At 43.6% G+C, this 19,690-nt stretch carries 18 protein-coding genes; 5 read left to right on the forward strand and 13 right to left on the reverse strand.

Annotation, left to right across the window (positions count from 1 at the left end):
- From NH462_RS08005 to NH462_RS08015, 3 genes are all read right to left on the reverse strand, one after another.
- Positions 1-774 (reverse strand): IS110 family transposase (locus NH462_RS08005; protein WP_253105310.1); only part of this gene is annotated, 774 nt, incomplete at its 3' end.
- Positions 775-1,075: 301 nt separating this feature from the next.
- Positions 1,076-2,533 carry a tRNA uracil 4-sulfurtransferase ThiI gene (gene thiI / locus NH462_RS08010; protein ID WP_253105311.1) on the reverse strand — a complete coding sequence of 486 codons (1,458 nt, stop codon included), beginning with the start codon at positions 2,531-2,533 and terminating at the stop codon, positions 1,076-1,078.
- Positions 2,534-2,752: 219 nt separating this feature from the next.
- Entirely contained in the window at positions 2,753-3,409 is a 657-nt protein-coding gene (locus tag NH462_RS08015) for a TetR/AcrR family transcriptional regulator (RefSeq protein WP_010374241.1), read from the reverse strand.
- A 185-nt stretch (positions 3,410-3,594) separates the two neighbouring features.
- Here NH462_RS08015 and coaD point away from each other — a divergent pair, with 185 nt between their 5' ends.
- Positions 3,595-4,077 carry a pantetheine-phosphate adenylyltransferase gene (coaD, locus tag NH462_RS08020; RefSeq protein ID WP_010374242.1) on the forward strand — a complete coding sequence of 161 codons (483 nt, stop codon included), beginning with the start codon at positions 3,595-3,597 and terminating at the stop codon, positions 4,075-4,077.
- Positions 4,074-5,432 carry a capsule assembly Wzi family protein gene (locus NH462_RS08025; protein WP_253105312.1) on the forward strand — a complete coding sequence of 453 codons (1,359 nt, stop codon included), beginning with the start codon at positions 4,074-4,076 and terminating at the stop codon, positions 5,430-5,432. Before coaD ends, NH462_RS08025 begins: the two co-directional genes overlap by 4 nt.
- Here NH462_RS08025 and NH462_RS08030 read toward each other — a convergent pair.
- From NH462_RS08030 to argC, 8 genes are all read right to left on the reverse strand, one after another.
- Complete coding sequence (locus tag NH462_RS08030) at positions 5,404-5,919, reverse strand: zinc metallopeptidase (protein WP_253105313.1); 516 nt, start codon at positions 5,917-5,919, stop codon at positions 5,404-5,406. The genes NH462_RS08025 and NH462_RS08030 overlap by 29 nt on opposite strands.
- A 70-nt stretch (positions 5,920-5,989) precedes the next feature.
- Positions 5,990-6,445, reverse strand: coding sequence for a hypothetical protein (locus NH462_RS08035; protein WP_253105314.1), 456 nt, complete (start codon positions 6,443-6,445; stop codon positions 5,990-5,992).
- A 66-nt stretch (positions 6,446-6,511) separates the two neighbouring features.
- Positions 6,512-6,670 (reverse strand): hypothetical protein, encoded by a 159-nt coding sequence (locus NH462_RS08040; RefSeq protein WP_017218423.1) that lies wholly within the window; start codon positions 6,668-6,670, stop codon positions 6,512-6,514.
- Between the two features lie 177 nt (positions 6,671-6,847).
- Positions 6,848-8,713, reverse strand: a complete 1,866-nt coding sequence (argH, locus tag NH462_RS08045; RefSeq protein WP_253105315.1) for an argininosuccinate lyase — start codon at positions 8,711-8,713, stop codon at positions 6,848-6,850.
- A 14-nt stretch (positions 8,714-8,727) separates the two neighbouring features.
- Entirely contained in the window at positions 8,728-9,939 is a 1,212-nt protein-coding gene (locus NH462_RS08050; protein ID WP_010374248.1) for an argininosuccinate synthase, read from the reverse strand.
- An 11-nt stretch (positions 9,940-9,950) separates the two neighbouring features.
- Complete coding sequence (locus tag NH462_RS08055) at positions 9,951-10,871, reverse strand: ornithine carbamoyltransferase (RefSeq protein WP_010374249.1); 921 nt, start codon at positions 10,869-10,871, stop codon at positions 9,951-9,953.
- A 9-nt stretch (positions 10,872-10,880) separates the two neighbouring features.
- Positions 10,881-11,660, reverse strand: a complete 780-nt coding sequence (gene argB, locus NH462_RS08060) for an acetylglutamate kinase (RefSeq protein ID WP_088531882.1) — start codon at positions 11,658-11,660, stop codon at positions 10,881-10,883.
- Entirely contained in the window at positions 11,657-12,667 is a 1,011-nt protein-coding gene (argC, locus tag NH462_RS08065; RefSeq protein WP_253105415.1) for an N-acetyl-gamma-glutamyl-phosphate reductase, read from the reverse strand. Before argC ends, argB begins: the two co-directional genes overlap by 4 nt.
- Before the next feature lie 176 nt (positions 12,668-12,843).
- On the opposite strand from argC, the gene argE reads away from it, so the two are divergent.
- Positions 12,844-13,992, forward strand: coding sequence for an acetylornithine deacetylase (gene argE / locus NH462_RS08070; protein ID WP_253105316.1), 1,149 nt, complete (start codon positions 12,844-12,846; stop codon positions 13,990-13,992).
- A 221-nt stretch (positions 13,993-14,213) separates the two neighbouring features.
- Positions 14,214-15,191, forward strand: a complete 978-nt coding sequence (locus tag NH462_RS08075; RefSeq protein WP_253105318.1) for a heme-binding protein — start codon at positions 14,214-14,216, stop codon at positions 15,189-15,191.
- Positions 15,192-15,236: 45 nt separating this feature from the next.
- On the opposite strand, the gene NH462_RS08080 is transcribed toward NH462_RS08075, so the two are convergent.
- Complete coding sequence (locus NH462_RS08080) at positions 15,237-17,660, reverse strand: zinc-dependent metalloprotease (protein WP_253105320.1); 2,424 nt, start codon at positions 17,658-17,660, stop codon at positions 15,237-15,239.
- A gap of 154 nt (positions 17,661-17,814) precedes the next feature.
- Between NH462_RS08080 and NH462_RS08085 the strand changes: the two genes are divergently transcribed.
- Entirely contained in the window at positions 17,815-18,783 is a 969-nt protein-coding gene (locus NH462_RS08085) for a class 1 fructose-bisphosphatase (RefSeq protein WP_010374260.1), read from the forward strand.
- Between the two features lie 79 nt (positions 18,784-18,862).
- On the opposite strand, the gene NH462_RS08090 is transcribed toward NH462_RS08085, so the two are convergent.
- A complete protein-coding gene (locus tag NH462_RS08090) occupies positions 18,863-19,690 on the reverse strand; it encodes a sulfurtransferase (protein WP_253105322.1) in 828 nt (275 codons plus the stop codon).

A 19,690-nucleotide genomic window follows, 5' to 3' on the forward strand; every position in this document is an offset into this window, starting at 1 on the left:
GCCTGATGAGTGCTGGGTCGGTGTAACACCTGCACATGCCGCCGCTCCTCTGGCATCACTAAATTGTGAAGTATTGCCTAAAAAGGATAACAGCTCTATCGCGGTAATTGGGCCAACGCCTTCTAATACCATTAAACGCTGGCAACTGTCATTTTGCTTGGTTATCGCTTCAACTTGTTTATGTAGCTGTGCTTTAGCGTCGCATTGTGTTTTATATAGGTCATAACTCACCGCGAGTGCTTGTTTTAATGCGATAGGTAGCGCATTTTCAGCATCTTCTAAAATATCTGGAACGACTTGTGTTAACGCAGCATCGCCTTGATTAATGACAATACCAAACTCTAATAGCAAGCCACGTATTTGATTTGAAAGCTGAGTCTTTTGTTTATCTATTAAGGCTCTCGCTTGGCTCAATGACTGCAACGTTTGCTCTTCAACTGTCATGATTTTACAGGGCTTCACGTTATATGCTTGGCTTGCACTGGCAATAGCGAGGACATCGTTTGCATCAGTTTTTTGGCCTTGCCTAAACGCTTTAACAAATTTAGGGGGAAGCAACATGACATCATGCCCCAGCGACAGTGCTTTTCGAGCTATGTGCTGGGCGCTACCACAAGCTTCCATCACAACCTTTGAACCCTCGGCTTTTGCTAGCAACTCAAGCATAGGTTCGCGTTTCATTGGCTTATTAAACTTGAGTTTATTGCCTTTCAGCTGCGCTACTTGGAAAATGTTTTTTGCCAAGTCGATAGCAATTAAATTAGACTGTGTCATGTATGGACTCCTTATTTGGTAAAAGTGTTTTGCAATATCTTTATACCGTACTCTCCCGTTAAGGGGGAGGAGTCCATACATCTCCCACAGAACTATTTACACAGCGAATTAGAGATTAAGTATGATGTCGGAGCGTCGTTTTAAAAGAATGAACGAAGAGCGCATGGAGGGTAACTACAAAATACTAGCAAACAAATAAATTGGGGCGCGTGAGCAATAACAAACGACCTCTACCTACCCACAAAAGCGTACGTTGGGTAAACCCTAAAGTCTCACCCAACGCTTGTTAGCATGCTTTATTCTAAGGACGGTACACCTTGACGTTAGCATAGCCATTTTCATGCAGAATAAGTGCTTGTAACTGGCTCATTACGCCTTTCGAGCAGTACAAGTAGTATTCTTTGTCCTGTGGTAAGTCGCCAAACTTAGTGGCTAATCTAAAGAAAGGTAAGTGGATCACTTGTGCACCATCTAGCTCTAGAGGGTTGGCATCTTCCTCTTCTGGAGAACGAATATCTAATACCACCGCGTTGTCTGGTAATTCACTTACCGATTCCGCTTCTTTCACTTCTTCTTTTGCTTCAGATTCAATGTCACGAATATCTTTTACCGTCGCGTTCGCTACAACTGTATTCAATACATCAAAGTCAAACTTTTCTTCTTCAGCTAATATCTTGTGAAGCTGTGCTTTTACCGTTGGTTTTTGAGAGATCACACCACAATATTCAGGCATTGCTTCTGCCATTTCATTGGTGCCAATCGCTCTGGCAATACGAATGATCTCTTCTTTATCGTGTTGAATAAGCGGTCGTAATATCAGCATCTCTGTAACACGGTCAATCACGTTAAGGTTAGCCAGGGTTTGGCTCGATACCTGACCAATACTTTCACCAGTTACCAGTGCTGGGATCCCCAAACGCTCTGCGACTACAGCACCTGCACGCATCATCATGCGCTTTAGTACCACGCCCATTTGTCCGCTTTCGATATTCTCAAGAATTTCAGCGACAACTGGCTCAAAGTCAATCGTAATAAATTTAACTTTGTGGGTAGAGCTAAATTGTTTCCACAAGTAGTGGCTGACTTGCTTAACGCCAATTTCGTGGGCTGCGCCACCTAAGTTAAAGAACAAAAAGTGCGTACGCGCGCCTTTTCGCATCATTTGATAAGTCGCAACACCGGAGTCGAATCCGCCAGAAACCAAAGACAACACGTCTTCTTGCGTTGGTAGTGGGAAGCCACCTAGACCAAAGTGCTGGTGACGAACGATGTAGGCTTTATTGTCTTTGACTTCGATTTTAACCGTCACATCAGGTTTTTTCAGTCTTACGCTGGCACCCTCTACATTTTGGTTTAAACCACCACCAACATAACGCTCCACGTCGCTTGAAGTAAACTCATGCTTACCTTGGCGCTTTACGCGTACACAAAACGTTTTGCCCTTGATCAATGGCTCAACCAAAGCAATCGTTTGTTGGTAGATATCATCAAGCGTATCGAACTGTGTCTCTTGCACCTCAATAAACTGCACAATACCTGGCGTGCGTTTAAGGTGGTCGATTAGACCAAGGCGGGTTTTCTCGTCACTTAGCTCGCTCGTCACTGAGATATTGTCCCAGTTATTTTTAACTTTTACGTTTTCGTCAACGCGAACCAACAGCATTTTGATGTTTTTCTCTAATACTTTGGTAAAACGCTTACGGACGGATTTGCTCTTAATAGCAATTTCGGGATGTAATTTGACGATAAATTTAAGCATAAAAGTCACTCTACTACAGATCGATTATCGGTTGCGATGACGCACTGATTTGACCTAAGCGGACTTTATCGTGGCGCACACTGACCGAGGACAGTTCGGGCGCGCGAGTATATCAAACTCAAAGCCGATTAGGAAATAAACAAACCTTTTCCCTTTGTGCTCTACAAAGCCTTTTGCCCGTGCTCACCAAGACAAAAGGCCCGCTTAATTATTTTAAAGCTAAGCGATACTCGGTAAGCTCGCCTCAGCTAGTGCTTGATAATGCTGCTGAAGTTGTGCCACTTTCGGTGCGCTCATTGGCGTCGCGTAAGGTTTAAAAATCATCAGTACTTTAACAATACCGTTGTATATATCTTGTTGCTCGAGAACGCCTGTCATTCTTCTGGCTTTAACATAGGGAGTCCAGAAGCTAACGGTCATTTTCAACATATGCGCGAGCTCTTTAGCATCGTCATCATCTATGGTGATCACGCCCGTATCTCTTAGGCCAATTACTACAGCCTTTACTTGCTCGAGTAAGCGCGACTGAAAAGCAATGTAGTTTTTTTTCAATTCATCATCACGAGCTAAGATGTCTGTCAGGTTGTCGTAGAAAAAGTGATAACGCCACATCAGGTCGAACAAGGAGTCTAAATATTGAGTTAGCTGCTCAAGCGGTTCGTTGTGCTGCTCCAGAGGCTTAAAATGCGTATTCAAATGCTCACTATAAAGGGCGAATATTTGCCGAATGATGTCTTCTTTATTTTTAAAATGATAGTACAAATTGCCAGGGCTAATCCCCAAACTGGACGCTATATGGTTTGTCGTAATCGCGCGCTCTCCATGCAAATTAAATAACGCGATGCTGGTACGTATTATTTTTTCCTTGGTATTCATTACGATTCTCTATCTTTGTTGATAACGTGGTCGCGTTATTACTAGTGTTACTAGGCTATTTCGCGCTCCATGTGAAAAAATAGCACTAATTTTACCTCTAGATAAGCTTAGATCCGACAAAGCTGACCAGTGTTTTTTCAAAAAAACCTTGTTACCATACAAAAAAATTCAACATAGTTACGCTTATGAAAGTCATCGCCCTCTACCCTGGCACATTTGATCCCCTCACTAATGGACATGAAGACTTAATCAAACGTGCAGCAAAAATGTTTGATACCGTGATCTTGGCAATTGCCCATAACCCAAATAAACAACCTTGTTTCTCACTAGAGCAACGTGTTGCTTTGGCTGAAGAAATTTTAAAGTCACATAAAAATGTAAAGGTGATTGGGTTTTCAGGATTACTCGTTGATTTAGCGAAAGAGCAAAAAGCCAACGTGCTGATCCGCGGCATTCGCGCGGTGTCTGATTTTGACTATGAGTTCCAGCTGGCCAATATGAATCGTCGTTTACATCCTGATTTGGAAAGCGTATTTTTAACGCCATCTGAAAAGAATTCATTTATCTCGTCAACTTTAGTAAAAGAAGTTGCGCTTCATAAAGGCAATGTCAGTGAATTTGTTCACCCGCTGGTTGCCAAAGCTTTAGAGGAAAAACTACACGGATGAAAAAGTGCCTATTATCCCTAGCCGTATTGGTTGGTACTTATGCGCACGCTTCACCTTGGATAGAGGTGTCGCAAAGTGAGCTTAAACACAGCATAGATTTACTAGTTGCAGAAGGCGTGATAAATCGTCCAGTTAATCAATATCCTCTGCTGTGGAGCGGCATTGTTAATGACCTTGCCGCTATTGATGACAGAAATCTCTCTGAAACCGCAAGCTTTGCATTGGCACATTTACGCCATGCACTAAAACAAGCAAAAAGAGAAAGATACAGTAGTGTAAAAGCACATTTTAACGGTGCTGAAGAGCGCTCAACAGGCTTTGGTGAACGTCAAAATGAACGTTCTGGCTTACGTACTTATGGCGTTATTACTGGCGGTGCTGTTAGCGCTAAAGTTGCGGTTAACTACGCAGATGAAGGCCAAGATGGAAAATACGTTAATCACCACGGCAGCCACCTTGCAGTGCTGTTTGGTAATTGGTCTCTCAGCGCTGAGCGGCTCAGTTACTGGTGGGGACCGAGCAACGAAAATGCGCTAATGCTTTCAAACAACGCAGCGCCAATGAAGGCGGTTCGTTTAAGTCGTGCCAATAATAACTACATTGGACCAAGTTTTTTCTCTTTCGTTGGCCCTTGGCAAGTGACGGCTATTATGGCAAAACAACGCCCGAATATAGCCAGTAAAAAGGATGGCGATTTTTGGGGGTTTAGAGCGGCCGCTTTTCCAATTCAAGGGCTAGAACTTGGCTTCAGTACAACATCTAGCGACTTTGTTTATCAACAACAAAACCTTGAAAGCGAAAAGCAAACGCAGCGCCTCACCAGCGTTGACTTCAAATACTCCACTCGGATAGCTAGTCAACCACTCGCTTTATACGGCGAGTTTGCAGGCAATAACGACAGTGGTGCATTACCAAGCAATCCAATGTACACCCTAGGTATTGAAAGTTATTGGGGTGGTAAAGACTATCGTCTTAAAAGCTTTATTGAATACTCAGATACAAGCATTGATTGTAAAGACGAGCTAAAGCTCGCGCTTTGCCCAAGAGATAATACCGTAGATTCAGCAAATTACAGTGAGCGCGACCTCTGGCTTGGAGCAAGCTCGGGATTGGACGCTAAAAACCTCACTTTCGCGTTAGATTACTTCAGCACAGATGGCATTGGTGCTTATGCCAAACTAAAACGAGTTGAATTTGACACTCTAGACGTTGAACGAAACCAGCTTGAGCTCGGTTACCAACAAGGTGTGTTTGGCGCGCTTGCTAAAATTGGCGTAAAAGCATGGCAAGATAAGTCTCAGGAAGAAGACGAAAGCCACGCAGCACTTACGTTGAGCGTGGAATATCAGTTTTAACGAGCGCCCATCGCCGCTCTTTTATTATGGCGTATAATCCAAGAAAGTCCTTAGGAATAAGCAAAACGACAATTAAAAGCCAATCGGTTATATACATTCCGATAGTGTATAACCAGTAAACCCAATCACGATACTCTTTATCCACTCGGTGATTAGTAATAATATCCTCATGTATAATTAAAGCAAAAAGAAGTGAGTTTACAGTTAAAAAACCTATCGTATAGAACTTCACTACTTTTGTCAGTCGATACTCTGGAAACTTAAATAGCTTTACTAACAAAAGTATTGTAGAAATATCTAAGAATAAAAATATAAAGTAAATTGAAAGATCATAGAACCCCGCTGTACCAGTTAACCAGCCTTTTGACTCACAAAAATAAAATGTAGGTATTGTGAGAAAATATGAACCAGCGAGGAGAAATGAAATGCCACTGAGCTGCTTAAATTTAGGGTTTTTAGTCGCTCGAACAAAGTTAAAGAGTGCCACAAAAAGTAGAATCCATGAGTGTAAACTACTAAGAAACAAGTAAAACAAATAGTGAAAATCTACCACAACTTCAAGCTACCCTAGCTCTCACCTTACTTATAGCCCATTTAATACCTAACCAATCTTTATTGACTAATAGAGAAGTAACCATAATAAAGTCCACAGAAATCACTATATATGAGTACAAATACCATAATAACCAGCGCGTTACATTTTCATAAATATATGTATCAATATACATAAAGAAGAACATAACAGTATTAACAGTCAAACCTATCATAGTATATAAAACGCCGACCTCAAGCTTTTCATCTTTAAAAAAAGTATAAGTGACAAGAAAAAGAGCTAACAAAGTAAAGAGATCAAACAAAGCAAATATTCCGTGAATAGCCGTATTGTAGCTATCAGAAACAATGATAAAATCACTTACAAAGTAGGAGGTAAATAACAGGGTAGAAGCGACGAGTAGCTGTAAATTTTTCTGGACTTTTAGTATATAAAAAAATAAATGTAGTAATGAAGCCATCAAGAAGCCCCATATTACAAGGGCTCCTATACTCATACCAAAAAAATCATAAATTAACATTAATCATTAGTGCGGATCTTTAGACCCAGGTGGAGTAATCACACTTCCACGTGCGCCAGATACCATCTCAAGTTTACTTCCAGATTGAATTACCTTATCAGAAAGCGACTTTACTTGACCAGTTGTTTTAGCTTGATTTTTTCTCGCTAGGATTGTTCTTATCATGAAATTTCCCTCAATATTTACAAATTAGTCTTAACTCTAAAAGTGAGTCATCTAAAAATTATCGGGATTAATTAAGCACAGGGTATGCCAATATTCATTGAGACAAATTCAATCGGTTGATTTACATACAGAAAGAGCGCTTACTAGCGCTCTTTCTGATTCTATAAAAGCTTAGTGTTAAGCCACAAATTTACATGGAATACTTAAGCTAGATGTTTGTTTTATAATGAAATCCATCGCAATTTCATCACAGTTATCTTTACGCAAGCACAGCTCACAGTCTTTCATCACTTTTTCAGGCAAGCTATCTTTGGTACAGTTGTTAAAACCTTGTTTCATAAAGAAGCCAGGCACTCTAGTTAGCACAATAATACGATTGAGTGCCAATTTTTTGGCTTTCACCAGTAAATGCTCGACTAAAAGTTGCCCTTGCCCCTTTATTTCGCTTTCGGGATTTACACCCAAAGAGCGAATTTCAGCAAGCCCAGTGTCGTAAATATACAAAGATGCACATCCTGTCACTTTGCCACCGACCTCTGTCACCGCAAACTCATTGATACTATGGATCATATCACTTTTCGCTCGCGGTAGGTTCTCACCTACTTTAGCCCAGTATTGGATCAGTCCAGCAATGGCTTCAACATCATCTAAATTGGCATCACGTACTAGGATTTTTTGCTTTTTTTTTGCCGTTTTAATGGCACTGGTTACTTGTGGCAATGAGGTGCCGCCTAATGCTTTACGAGCGGCAATACAAGCGTCAATTTCGAGTACCGGATAGACATCCTCTGCAATTACTGCGCTGACTTGCTGGAATTCTTCTAAGCTCAGATCCTCGAGGTTTTGCCCCTTACTAATTGCTAACTGCACTAATTCACCGACAATGTGATGGCCTTCCCTAAACGGTATCCCCTTAGCAACGAGATAATCGGCAAGCTCAGTTGCATTGGCGTGACCACCTTTTGCCGCCGCTAACGTCTTATCACCATTAACCTTAATGCCTTTAACGCATGCTTCAGCCATATGAATACACGCAAGCCAAGTTGGCATGGCATCAAATAGGCCTTCTTTGTCTTCCTGCATGTCTTTGTTGTAGGCCAAAGGCAAAGCTTTAAGCGTCATCATCATGCCGCTAAAAGCACCAAAAACTCGACCTGTTTTGCCACGGATCAACTCTAAGGCGTCAGGGTTCTTTTTCTGTGGCATCAAGGATGAGCCAGACGTCACGCTGTCGGCCAGATCAATAAAGCCAGACTCACCAGAATTGTAAAAGATCAAATCTTCAGCAAAACGAGATAAATGTATCATAGAAATAGACGCACAACTGAGTAGCTCAACCACAAAGTCACGATCAGAGACCGCATCTAAACTATTACGAGAGGCTTCTCTAAAGCCAAGGTTAACGGCCAACACTTCACGGTCGATAGGATAAGCAGTCCCCGCTAGCGCACCTGAGCCAAGTGGACATACATTTAACCTTTCAAGCGCATCATTTAAGCGCGACTCATCACGCTCAATCATCTCAACGTAAGCCATACACCAATGACTAAAGAGTACTGGCTGAGCACGCTGTAAATGGGTGTAGCCTGGTAAAATAGTACCAAGCTCCTGCTCTGCGAGTGTTACTAGAGCTTGCTTTAGTGAACTCAGTGCCACAAGCAGTTGCTGCGCCGTTTTACGACTCCACAGTCTAAAATCAGTGGCTACTTGGTCGTTACGGCTTCGACCTGTGTGCAGCTTTTTACCTAAATCACCCACTTTGTCGATAAGTTTAGCTTCAACATAAGAATGAATATCCTCATGTCCCGCAGTTGCTACACTACGCGGATCAGCAATCACTTCATCCAAAAGCTGTTTCAGCGCAGCGATGATCTGCTGATGTTCGCTTTCAGTTAATACTTCTACTTGCTTTAGCGCCCCCGCCCAAGCGATAGAGCCAACAATATCTTGCTCTGCCAATTGATAATCAAATGGCAGAGAATCATTAAATTGCTTAAATGCCTCATCAGGACCTGATGAAAAACGGCCGCCCCATAATGCCATCTCACTCTCCTACCTTAAGACTGCTTTTGCTTGTTTAACGCCGCTATCCGGCTAGATAGTGAGAATAGACGAATGAATCCCTCCGCATGAGATTGGTCATATACGTCATCTTCACCAAATGTGGCAAAATCTTCGCTGTATAAGCTATTGATTGATTGCTTTTGCACTGCATGTACGTGGCCTTTATAAAGCTTAAGTACCACCTCGCCAGTTGCTTGCTGTGCGAATGACTCTGCAGCAGCTAGAATTGAATCTTTCAGTGGGGTAAACCAGCGACCATCATAAACTAAGTGTGCAAACTCTTCGCTAAGCGCGGTTTTCCATTTGCGACAAGATTTGTCTAAGATCAGCTCATCAATCGCTTGTAACGCAGCCATCATCACAGTGCCTCCCGGTGTTTCATAACAGCCACGAGATTTCATGCCGACGAGACGGTTTTCAACGATATCCACACGACCAACACCGTGCGGCGCTGCAATCTCGTTTAACTTAACTAGACACTGATAAGGACTGTAACGCTCACCGTTAACACCGGTGATTTCACCCTTTTCGATTAATACCGACACATATTCAGGCTGATCCGGTGCGGCTTCTGGAGAATTAGTCATGGTCCAAACCTGATCGCTTGGCTCATTCCATGGGTCTTCCAATTCACCACCTTCGTGAGAAATATGCCAAGCATTGGCATCACGACTGTAGATTTTAGTAGCAGAGGCTGCACAAGGGATATTACGCTCGGCCAAATAGTCAAGCAGCGATTCACGACTTGATAACGACCATTCACGCCATGGTGCAATCACTTTAAGATCAGGCGCAAGCGCTGAGAAGCAAGATTCAAAACGCACCTGATCGTTCCCCTTGCCTGTACAACCATGAGAAAGTGCATCCGCGCCAACTTTACGGGCGATTTCTACTTGTGCTTTGGCGATAATAGGACGCGCCATTGAAGTACCCAGTAAATATGTCCCTTCATAGATAGCACCAGTTTTTAGGGTTGGATAAATATAGTCGCTAACCATTTCTTCTTTTAAGTCGACGATATAGCACTCAGAGGCACCCGATGCGATTGCCTTTTCTTCAACCCCAACCAGTTCTTCTTCACCCTGACCTACATCGGCAACAAAGGCGACAACTTCACAACCGTAGTTCTCTTTTAACCATGGCACAATCGCTGATGTGTCTAATCCACCAGAGTAAGCCAGTACCACTTTTTTAATCTTGCTCATGTTCTTTAACCTCAAACGTAATCTTTGTTTAACAGCGATACCAGCAATGCGTTTTGGGCATGCATGCGGTTTTCAGCTTGTTGAATAATTTTTGACTTTGGCCCGTCCATCACTTCGGAAGTAATTTCAAACTCACGGTGTGCTGGCTGGCAGTGCAAAATGGTTTGTGCGCCACACGCTTCAACCAATTGTTGGTTGATTTGATATGGCATAAAGGTGTCTTTCACCTGTTCAATTGGCGTTTTATTCCCCATCGAAACCCAAGTATCAGCGTAGAGCACATTGGCGCCAGCCGCCGCTTCTACCCGATCACTGACCAGAACTGAGGCACCATTTACCGCTGCAATTTGTTCAGCTTGCTTTACAATTTGTGCATCTGGAGAATGACCTTTAGGACAAACCGCCACAAAATCAGTACCTAATGTTGCCGCAAGCAACATCAATGAATGTGTTACGTTGTTGCCTTCACCGAGATAAGCGATTTTGATCTGACTGACATCGTCGTAAGTTTCAAATAAGGTGAGAAAATCAGCCAACGCTTGGCAAGGGTGATATAAATCACATAGGCTATTCACAACTGGCACAGACGAAAACTCAGCGAGCGTCTCAAGCGTACTATGATGATTTACACGAGCCACAAGGCCATCGGCCCAAGTCGAAATATTAAGCGCAAAATCTTTTACGGATTCACGCGCCCCCATTGCGCCATTTTGCTGATCTAAATACACAGCATGGCCGCCTAATTTGTGGATACCGATATCAAACGATAGCCGCGTTCTTAAGCTCGGCTTTTCGAATAACGTGACAATCGACTTGCCAGCTAAGGCTTGGTTATATTCTTGCGGTTGATTTTTAATATTTTTTGCAAGCTTTAATAAGTTTAAAACGTTAGTTTGGTCTAATTCCAAACCAGTTAAAAAATGTTTAGTCATGATGTTTTCCTACGGCAGAATTTGTGTACCTACGTGCTCACCATTGAGCAACGCAATTAAATTTTCTGGCTTTTGCCAGCTAGAGATGTACACCCCTCGTCGTAAGTGTTGGGCAGCGTGAAGACTGGTCTTAACTTTGACCTCCATCCCGCCCAGAATGACCTTTTGCGCGATTAACGTTGAAATCTGTTCCGCGTTAAGTTGATTTAATGGCTGTTTATCGCCATCAAGTACCGCCTCAACGTCAGTCATAAAAATAAGTTCTGCACCAAGTTTACTGGCGATAGCAGCTGCTGCTTCATCCGCATTCACGTTGTATAAATGGCCGTCAGCGCCAATACCTACTGAACTAACAACAGGCAACCTATCAAACTCCAACACTGCTTCAAGCATGCCACCTACACTCGCTTCACAGCTACCCACACGGCCAAGCGCTTTTAGTTTTTGAGTTGTGGTAAACCCTGCATCATATAAGCACAGCCCAACGGGCTTGAGCGTGGCGGTAATGGCGTCCGCCATCAGTTGCTTGTTAGCACAGCCTGCAAGTGCACCAACAATATAGGGCATTTGCTCTTGCGGACTGATCCGCAATCCTTGATGTTTTGCAGTAGCAAAACCGGCATCGGTCAGCCACTTATCAACCAGCGCCCCGCCACCATGAACAATCACAAACTGCTTGTGTGGTGCATCCTGTTGAATTTGCTTGATAGCTGAAAACAATGCTTGCGCTGCACCCTCTTGATTCAACACCGCGCCACCTAGTTTTATCACCCAAGTTTGTTTGCTCATGCTGATACTCCTAAACCTTGATAATGCTCAAGTCCCGCCGCCAAGTTCATACACTGTAATGCTTGGCCTGCAGCCCCTTTAAGCAAGTTATCAATCGCGACAACCACGATCAGTTGATTGCCCTTTTGCTGCCAACCAATATCCACAAAAGGTTGATTTTCAACGGCTTTGATTGATGGAAGTTGACTCCCCTTTAACCTGATCAGCGGCTCATCGGCAAGCACCTGGTAAGCGGCATCGACTTGATTTGGTGTGACATTTTCTTTCAGAGTGACGTAGATCGTTTCCAAGATACCACGCTTAAAACTCCCTAAATGCGGCGTAAACAACACTGGGTGTTCAAGGTATTTTTCTATTTCTGGACTATGTCTGTGCGTAAACAAACCGTATGGTGCAAGAGATACTTCGCAAAAGTGTGTGGCGACATTCGCTTTTCTTCCTGCGCCGGTAACACCAGAAACAGCATTGATGATAACTGGCTGCTCTGTTATCAGATCAGCTTGTTGTAATGGCTTAAGTGCATTGAGTGCCGCAGTCGGATAGCAGCCCGCGACCGCCACTAACTTTGCCTTTTTAATGGCATCGCCATACCATTCAGCTAACCCGTATTGCGCTTGCGCTAACCAGTCTTGATGTGGGTGAGAAAAACCGTAGTAAGTTTCGTAGTCTTCATTGCAAGATAAACGGTAACCTCCAGATAGGTCAAAAACCCGTTTGCCCATCTGTAAAAATACCGGTGCAAGTTCTACGCTAACCTTGTGATCCGTGCATAAACACACATAGTCCGATGATTGCTCTATCAACGAAAAAGCTTGCTCATTTAAGGGTTGCAGCTCAATATCTAGCAAGCCCGAATATTCTGGATATAAATCGCTGATGAATTTGTGTTTGTCTAAGCTTTGCTCAGATACAAAGCAATGCGCAAGTGTGAAGGCAGGATGCTTGACAACCAGCTTAGCAAGCTCAGCGCCACTGTAGCCGCTCGCTCCGATTATAGATACTTTCAACATAGTGTTCTCAAGATTAAAAAAGTTTGATTTGGATTGGTTCTGCTAGTTGTTGAAGTCAAATCGTCGCATTGCTGTTCCAAAATATATTTATGCTAAAAAAGTGAATTGATATTCACTCTAAACATCTTTATATTTTTATGCAAGAACTTTGAATAAGTATTTTAGGAATTTTTATGAAATTACCCGCTTTTATGGAAATGTATCAGCAACTGATCGCCGCGCCATCTATCAGTGCATTAGAAGAAAGTCTCAACATGAGCAATCAGAATGTGATCCATCTACTCGCGCAGTGGTGCGAAACGTTAGGGTTTATCGTTGAAGTAACAGAGCTTGAACATGCAAAAGGAAAATATAACCTAATTGCAAGACGAGGCAGTGGCGATGGTGGATTAATGTTGGCCGGCCACACGGATACCGTGCCATTCGACGATAGCCGCTGGCAATTTGATCCTTTTAAATTAAGCGAGCAAGATAATAAATTATATGGTCTTGGAAGTATTGATATGAAAGGCTTTTTTGCTTTCGTATTGAATGCAATCTCAGAGCTTGATGAATTACAGCAAAATGCTCCTATCATGATTTTAGCCACCGCCGATGAAGAAACCACTATGGCTGGAGCTCAGGAAATCGCAAAACATCCAAGCTTGAAGCCGGCGCGCTGTATTATTGGTGAACCCACCGATATGGTGCCAGTATTTACCCACAAAGGCCATATGACGACCGCCATCCGCATCGTTGGTCGCTCAGGTCATAGCTCAGATCCAGAGCGCGGCTTAAATGCCATTGAAATCATGCATCAGGTGATTGCAAATTTATTAAAGTTAAGAGAAGAATTAAAGAATAAATATTCAACGCCACATTTTGCTATTCCTTACCCAACTTTAAACCTTGGGCACATTCATGGTGGCGACAATGCCAACCGTATTTGTGGCTGTTGTGAACTACATATTGATATGCGCCCTTTGCCTGGTCTGAGCATCAAAGAATTACAAGCCATGCTCACGGCAGCAATGGCACCCATCAATACACATTATCTTAATAGTGTCTCGGTTATAGATATGCACGAACCCATTCCGGCTTTTACCGGCTCAACGGATTCTGCTTTGGTGAAAATGGCTGAGCGCCTGTCAGGACAACAAGCAATTGCTGTAAACTATTGTACCGAAGCACCATTTCTACAGCAGCTAGGTTGCGAAACTATCGTTATGGGACCGGGTTCGATTAATCAAGCACACCAACCCAACGAGTTTTTAGCAATGGAAAAAATCCAGCCAAGTCAGGATATTATTAAGCAGCTAATAAGAGAAAGTTGCTTTGCTTAGCGGATTGGCGAGTTCATCACTTCACGTTCAGGCAATGAAATCGCTGTAATGATATGTAATTGCCATATTCACAGTCTGCACTATACCTAACTGCATTGCAGTGATGGTTGAAGATCCCGTCATCGCTGAGCGGTCATGACAGGGATCATAGTGCGGGCGCCAAATCAAAAGTAGCTAGAATTAGTCGAGGTGCTCGCAAGCAATTTAGCGAGGATATAACCGTGACTGAAACAACACCACCAGACCTATCGCAACCGTTACTTATTGATCCAGTCCAGAGCAGCCCAGCAGCTCCAACCACCAGCTTAGGTCCACTGCAACGTTTGGTCGGCACTTGGACTAACCAACCCTTAGCCAACTCAGGATTGGGTGGCCCCGACAAACCATTTTCTTACTGCTTAATGCCACTACCTCAAGAAGCCAGCTATATTCTTAAAAATTTCTCCTATTATGAAGAGCTTACTTTCTCAGCCATCCATGGCACCGCACCAAATCGAGGAGGATTTGGTACCCAGGTCGCTAATACCTTATTTTACGAACAAAGAGTTTATTTTGCAGAAGGTCCAGCGAAAGATCAGCTAGTCCATGCGGAAAATGGTTCGTTGTTGTATTTATCAGATGCAAAGCAATTACTTGGCCCGTATGGCAATGGTGAAAATCCAGGGCTTGGCAACGAAACCGTACCAAACAGTGTGGCGCCAACTCAAACTTATGACTTTATAAAACAAATGTCAGTTCCCCATGGTAATTCCATTTTAGCCAGTGGGCATTTTCAATCAGGTACTGGTGTCCCGACGATCCCAATGCTGAGCCAAAGTGATATTTTGCCTATGGGATTACCCCATGGGATCAGTACGGCTCAATACGCCACCAAAAGTGTTGGTAACTTAAATCCTGACTTTACACTCAATCCAAACCAGCCTTTAAATAATGCCTTAGAAGTTTCTCCTCCCAAGAAGTTTATTCTACTTGAGGTCGATACCGCGCATTCAGGGATCCCAGTCACGAATATTGGCTTTGAACAACAACATGCAAAAGTTAGCCGCTACGCGATTAGCTATTGGCTTGAGTCACTTGACGGTAGTGATAACTTCACGCAACTGCAGTATTCGCAAAATATCACAATGGAAATTCCGATCGCTGGTCAACTCGTAACTTTTCCTCACATTACGACCAATACTATGGTCAAGAAGGCATAAAAATAGGGGCGCTGCTGAGCCCCTATTTCCGAAGTGCAAGTTTGATTAAATTGGTGAGCCTGGCGGCATTTCAAGCGCCTTAAAACTTTCAGGCCACTCTCCTGAATCTAAGTAGTGATTGATTTGCTGTGCAAGCATATGTTTAAACGCTTGCTCAAAAGCAACATCGCTAAATACCGACGACTGATTAAAGTCTTTCGCAACTTTTGCTAAATAAAACTTTAACTGCGCCTGCACTTCAGGTGCGACTTTATCGTTGTTACTCAGTTTTACAAGCTGAGTTGCACTTAGGTATTGCACTCGTTGCTGTAGCTTTTGAGCCATACTTTTGCTGCCTGACTGGGCAAATACCTGCTGATATAAAGCCTCTAAAAGTGCCTGTGTACCAAAATATTGAGTATCACGTGCATGCTGCTGTGCAAGGCGGTTTAATCGCTGTGGATTAAGCAGCAAGTCAAGGCTATGCTGTGCGGCGACTTCTGGTAATGCCATCGCATCTAGGGTTAGTCCAGTTCGACCTTTAATACTTTCGCGAGTTTTGTACTCACCGTAAGCCTTAGGAGGTATTAACGCCAAAATAGAGTCAGGGATAGTCAACGCCGCAGGTGACAGCGTACTCAAAAGCGCATTGGCCGCATTTTGCTGCACCTCTTTAGCCACAACTTTCGCCCCTTTTATTACCTCGTCACCGCGAACTTCATAGTCGTAATCCACGCCGCCAATCAATTTTACTGCGGCTTCAACCTGATAACGATGGAAAAGATACAGTGGTACCAGTTTCTCCTCTAGCTGCGACAGAGCAACTCCTTTTTGAATGCTGTGAATACCAAAGTTATTCAACGCCTGCTTGCGCACATCCAACACACGCAGTAATTCGGCAGCAGGATCCGCACCGTTATCCCAAAGGTGCGCCGTTGGGTGTGCTCCGCCCTGCGCTCTTGCATCAGAGTCAGAGATAAATTCAAGCCCCTGCGCCTTATTCTCAGCAAGAATAGCTGCAAGCTCAGTGGCTTCATCAGCACCACCGAAATCACTGTAACCATATTTAATCACTTGCGTATCCCACGCGCCCATGCCTTTTGCGTAGCCCTTAGTGATATCCAGTTGGCCATTTTCAAATCCTACCAGCGGATGAGGATAGTCCATGACTGACGCGCGATCCTTTACCGACGCTGAGAAGTTGTGTGCAATGCCCAACGTGTGGCCAATTTCATGTGCACTCAACTGACGAATACGGTCTAGCGCCATAGCATGAAGTCGCTCAGTCACCTCATTACCCTCAACAAATGGCGCAGAAAGTGCTTCGGCGATAAGAATATCTTGACGGACACGCAACGAACCTAGCGTCACGTGACCTTTTAAAATTTCACCGCTACGTGGGTCTATTACCGACGCGCCGTATGACCACCCTCGAGTAGCACGATGCACCCATTGGATCACGTTATAGCGAATATCCATAGGATCGGCATTTTCAGGAAGTACTTTGACTTGAAACGCATTTTTGTAGCCTGCAGCTTCAAATGCTTGGTCCCACCATTTAGCACCATCAAGTAATGCAGTTTTGACAGGCTCAGGTACACCAGGATCAAGATAGTAAATAATTGGCTCTACGGCCTCCGAGACTTGTGCAGTTGGGTCTTTTTTCTGTAAACGGTGGCGTGGGATATAACGCACAAACATTGACTGTCCAAGCGGTGCTGAGTAGTCCTTATGCTCGATACTCCAATAACCCGATTGCGGATGAAATGCACGTGGCTGGTAGTTATCGTCAGGCAACTCAATTAAAGAATGGTGCTGATGTACCGTAAGCGCATAAGGATCTGCACTCACCTGGCGTACATATTCACCAGGCTTTGTACCTTTGAATGTCAACACAGCTTCAAGTTCTGTGTTTTTAACAAATGCCTTTGAACGCGACATAAACACAGCGCTGCGGCTTGAGTCTAAGCTAAAACTACCTTGATTACGATTTGCCAACGTACGAGAAACACCATGCACATCGCTGAGTAGATAAGGCGTGTAGTCAATCAACACACTGTCTTTATCTTCTGCAACCACGCTGAACCCGTGTAGAATGCTTGAAGCAAAAGCCTCTTTAACACTTTGCTTTTCGGCCTTATTATTCGCACTTGCGCGATAATAAGTGTTGATAGCACGCAGCATGACCTTATCACCAAAACGTTCAAACTGAACTAAGTGCGTACCGCCTAGCTGACCGCGGTCTAAACCGATATCATTCGAACCTACACCATAAGGTAAACTATGCTGTAACAAGAAAGGGGCGTCTAGTTTGTCGATGTCTAAGTACAATTTGCCGCTCGAATCATCGCTATAGAAGGCGTAAAAACCGGGATGATGATTAAAACTGGCAGTAAATTCGTCAATAGACTTAATTGCTGCGTGTGCTTGGGTTATCATACACAGTAGCAAAGCGGATACAGTTTGAGTGAAGCACGTTATTTTTCTCATGGCTGCTCTTTGTTATTTATGGTTTTGAGGCTTAACCCCAGTTGTATATGAAATCGTATACAATTTACAGTCTTTCAAGACGAATTACAGCGCTGTTTATGGCACCTCTCACACTATTTATTGCCATAAACACAAGGTGATCAGGATTTAAAAAATGCGTAGACTCCCTCCGGTGTTAATTGAAGATGGTTGTTCTCGTGAGTTGGTTTCTTTAATCAGAACTATTCTCGCGGCATGTAAAGAAATATCGTTCCGTGTTGGCCAAGGTGCACTTTCAGGTGTATTAGGCTCAACCTTAGATGAGAACATTCAAGGTGAAACGCAAAAGAAGCTCGATGTACTTTCAAATCAACTATTGAAAGATATTTTGCTTGAATCTGGCTATGTCAAAGCCATCGCTTCTGAAGAAGAAGATTACACCGTCGCCGGCAATCCAAAAGCGAACTATATTGTCGCTTTCGATCCGTTGGATGGTTCATCCAATACCGACATTAATTCACTAGTCGGTACTATTTTCTCTATTATGGAAGCGCCTGAAGGTTCAGACCCTAGCGATCCTGCGATCTTTATGCAGCCAGGTCATAAACAAGTTGCAGCGGGCTATGTGTTATATGGCCCATCAACCATGTTAGCGCTATCAACAGGCAAAGGAACTCGCTTGTTTACTCTGGACAAAACTCACGGTAGCTTCCTACTCACACAAGACTTTGCTGCCATTCCTGAAGACACCAAAGAGTTTGCCATTAACGCTTCAAACCAACGCCACTGGACCCCAGCAATGCAAAACTACATTGCCGATCTACTTGAAGGTGAAACCGGACCGCGTGGTAAAAACTTCAATATGCGCTGGATAGCGGCAATGGTTGGCGATGTTCACCGCGTATTATGCCGTGGCGGACTATTCACTTATCCAGAAGATCGTAAAGATCCAAACAAGCCATTTAAACTTCGCCTACTTTACGAAGCCAATCCAATGGCGATGCTTATCGAGCAAGCTGGCGGTATTGCCCACACAGGTCGTGAACGAATTTTGGATATTCAACCTGAAGAAATACACCAACGCGTCGGTGTTATCTTAGGCTCAAAGCATGAAGTTGAAGCGTGCCTTGCTTATCATAAGTGATCTATTTTGAAGCGAGAAAATAGCTCGCTTCGCAAATGAAAAAGGTGCCATTGGCACCTTTTTCACATTAAATAGTGGATTAATTTGTCTCCACGGGCACATCGGGATCTGCGCCCCATTCACTCCACGAGCCGTCATATACCGTCAAATGTTCATAACCTAGCTCGTCAGCCACCAGCGCTAAAATACAAGCTGTAACACCTGAGCCACAAGAGAATATCAGAGGCTTAGTTTTGTCCTTTGATAAGTCGCTATACAACTCTTCAAGCTCAGTGAGTGGTTTAAAGCAGCCATCGGCATTTAACAAACTCGTGTATGGCAGGTTTTTACTTTTAGGCACATGACCGCTGCGCATATCTGCACGAGGTTCTTGCTCTTCACCAGTAAAGCGCTTTGCACCTCTAGCATCGAATAGGCAACTCAGTTCAGCGTCAATATTACTAAGCACAGCCGCTTTATCAACAAATGCTGTTTCATCATATGCAGCGACAAAGTTTCCTGCTTGTTGGACTTGCGCGTACGCTTGACTCAAAGGGTATTGTTTTTCACACCAAGCAGGTAATCCGCCGTCCAGTACATACACTTGTTTATGACCCATCATTTTGAGCATATACCAAGCTCTGGCAGCGCTAAACATGCCCTTATCATCGTAAGCGACTAACACATCATGTTGGTTGATACCAAGCTGTCGCATTTCTGCTTGAAATTGAGCTGGACTGCAGCACATATTGGGTGATGTAGCATGGGGATTAGCTAGCGCACCACTAATATCAAAGCGCAGCGCGCCTTGAATGATTGCAGGAGCGCTATAAGGGCCTGACTGACCCGGTTTCACAATACCAGCATCCAATACTTTCACTTTGCCAAGGTTTGCAAAGAGCCATTCCCTATCTACCACATGCTTCAT

This window comes from Pseudoalteromonas sp. OANN1, assembly GCF_024124685.1.
Lineage (GTDB): Bacteria > Pseudomonadota > Gammaproteobacteria > Enterobacterales > Alteromonadaceae > Pseudoalteromonas > Pseudoalteromonas piscicida.

What these genes read in the sequence shown, in the direction of transcription:
- thiI (WP_253105311.1), bottom strand. Translation starts at nt 2,533, where the DNA reads ATGCTTAAATTTATCGTCAAATTACATCCCGAAATTGCTATTAAGAGC.
- NH462_RS08015 (WP_010374241.1), bottom strand. Translation starts at nt 3,409, where the DNA reads ATGAATACCAAGGAAAAAATAATACGTACCAGCATCGCGTTATTTAAT.
- coaD (WP_010374242.1), top strand. Translation starts at nt 3,595, where the DNA reads ATGAAAGTCATCGCCCTCTACCCTGGCACATTTGATCCCCTCACTAAT.
- NH462_RS08025 (WP_253105312.1), top strand. Translation starts at nt 4,074, where the DNA reads ATGAAAAAGTGCCTATTATCCCTAGCCGTATTGGTTGGTACTTATGCG.
- NH462_RS08035 (WP_253105314.1), bottom strand. Translation starts at nt 6,445, where the DNA reads ATGGCTTCATTACTACATTTATTTTTTTATATACTAAAAGTCCAGAAA.
- NH462_RS08040 (WP_017218423.1), bottom strand. Translation starts at nt 6,670, where the DNA reads ATGATAAGAACAATCCTAGCGAGAAAAAATCAAGCTAAAACAACTGGT.
- argH (WP_253105315.1), bottom strand. Translation starts at nt 8,713, where the DNA reads ATGGCATTATGGGGCGGCCGTTTTTCATCAGGTCCTGATGAGGCATTT.
- NH462_RS08050 (WP_010374248.1), bottom strand. Translation starts at nt 9,939, where the DNA reads ATGAGCAAGATTAAAAAAGTGGTACTGGCTTACTCTGGTGGATTAGAC.
- NH462_RS08055 (WP_010374249.1), bottom strand. Translation starts at nt 10,871, where the DNA reads ATGACTAAACATTTTTTAACTGGTTTGGAATTAGACCAAACTAACGTT.
- argB (WP_088531882.1), bottom strand. Translation starts at nt 11,660, where the DNA reads ATGAGCAAACAAACTTGGGTGATAAAACTAGGTGGCGCGGTGTTGAAT.
- argE (WP_253105316.1), top strand. Translation starts at nt 12,844, where the DNA reads ATGAAATTACCCGCTTTTATGGAAATGTATCAGCAACTGATCGCCGCG.
- NH462_RS08080 (WP_253105320.1), bottom strand. Translation starts at nt 17,660, where the DNA reads ATGAGAAAAATAACGTGCTTCACTCAAACTGTATCCGCTTTGCTACTG.
- NH462_RS08085 (WP_010374260.1), top strand. Translation starts at nt 17,815, where the DNA reads ATGCGTAGACTCCCTCCGGTGTTAATTGAAGATGGTTGTTCTCGTGAG.
- NH462_RS08090 (WP_253105322.1), bottom strand. Translation starts at nt 19,690, where the DNA reads ATGAAGCATGTGGTAGATAGGGAATGGCTCTTTGCAAACCTTGGCAAA.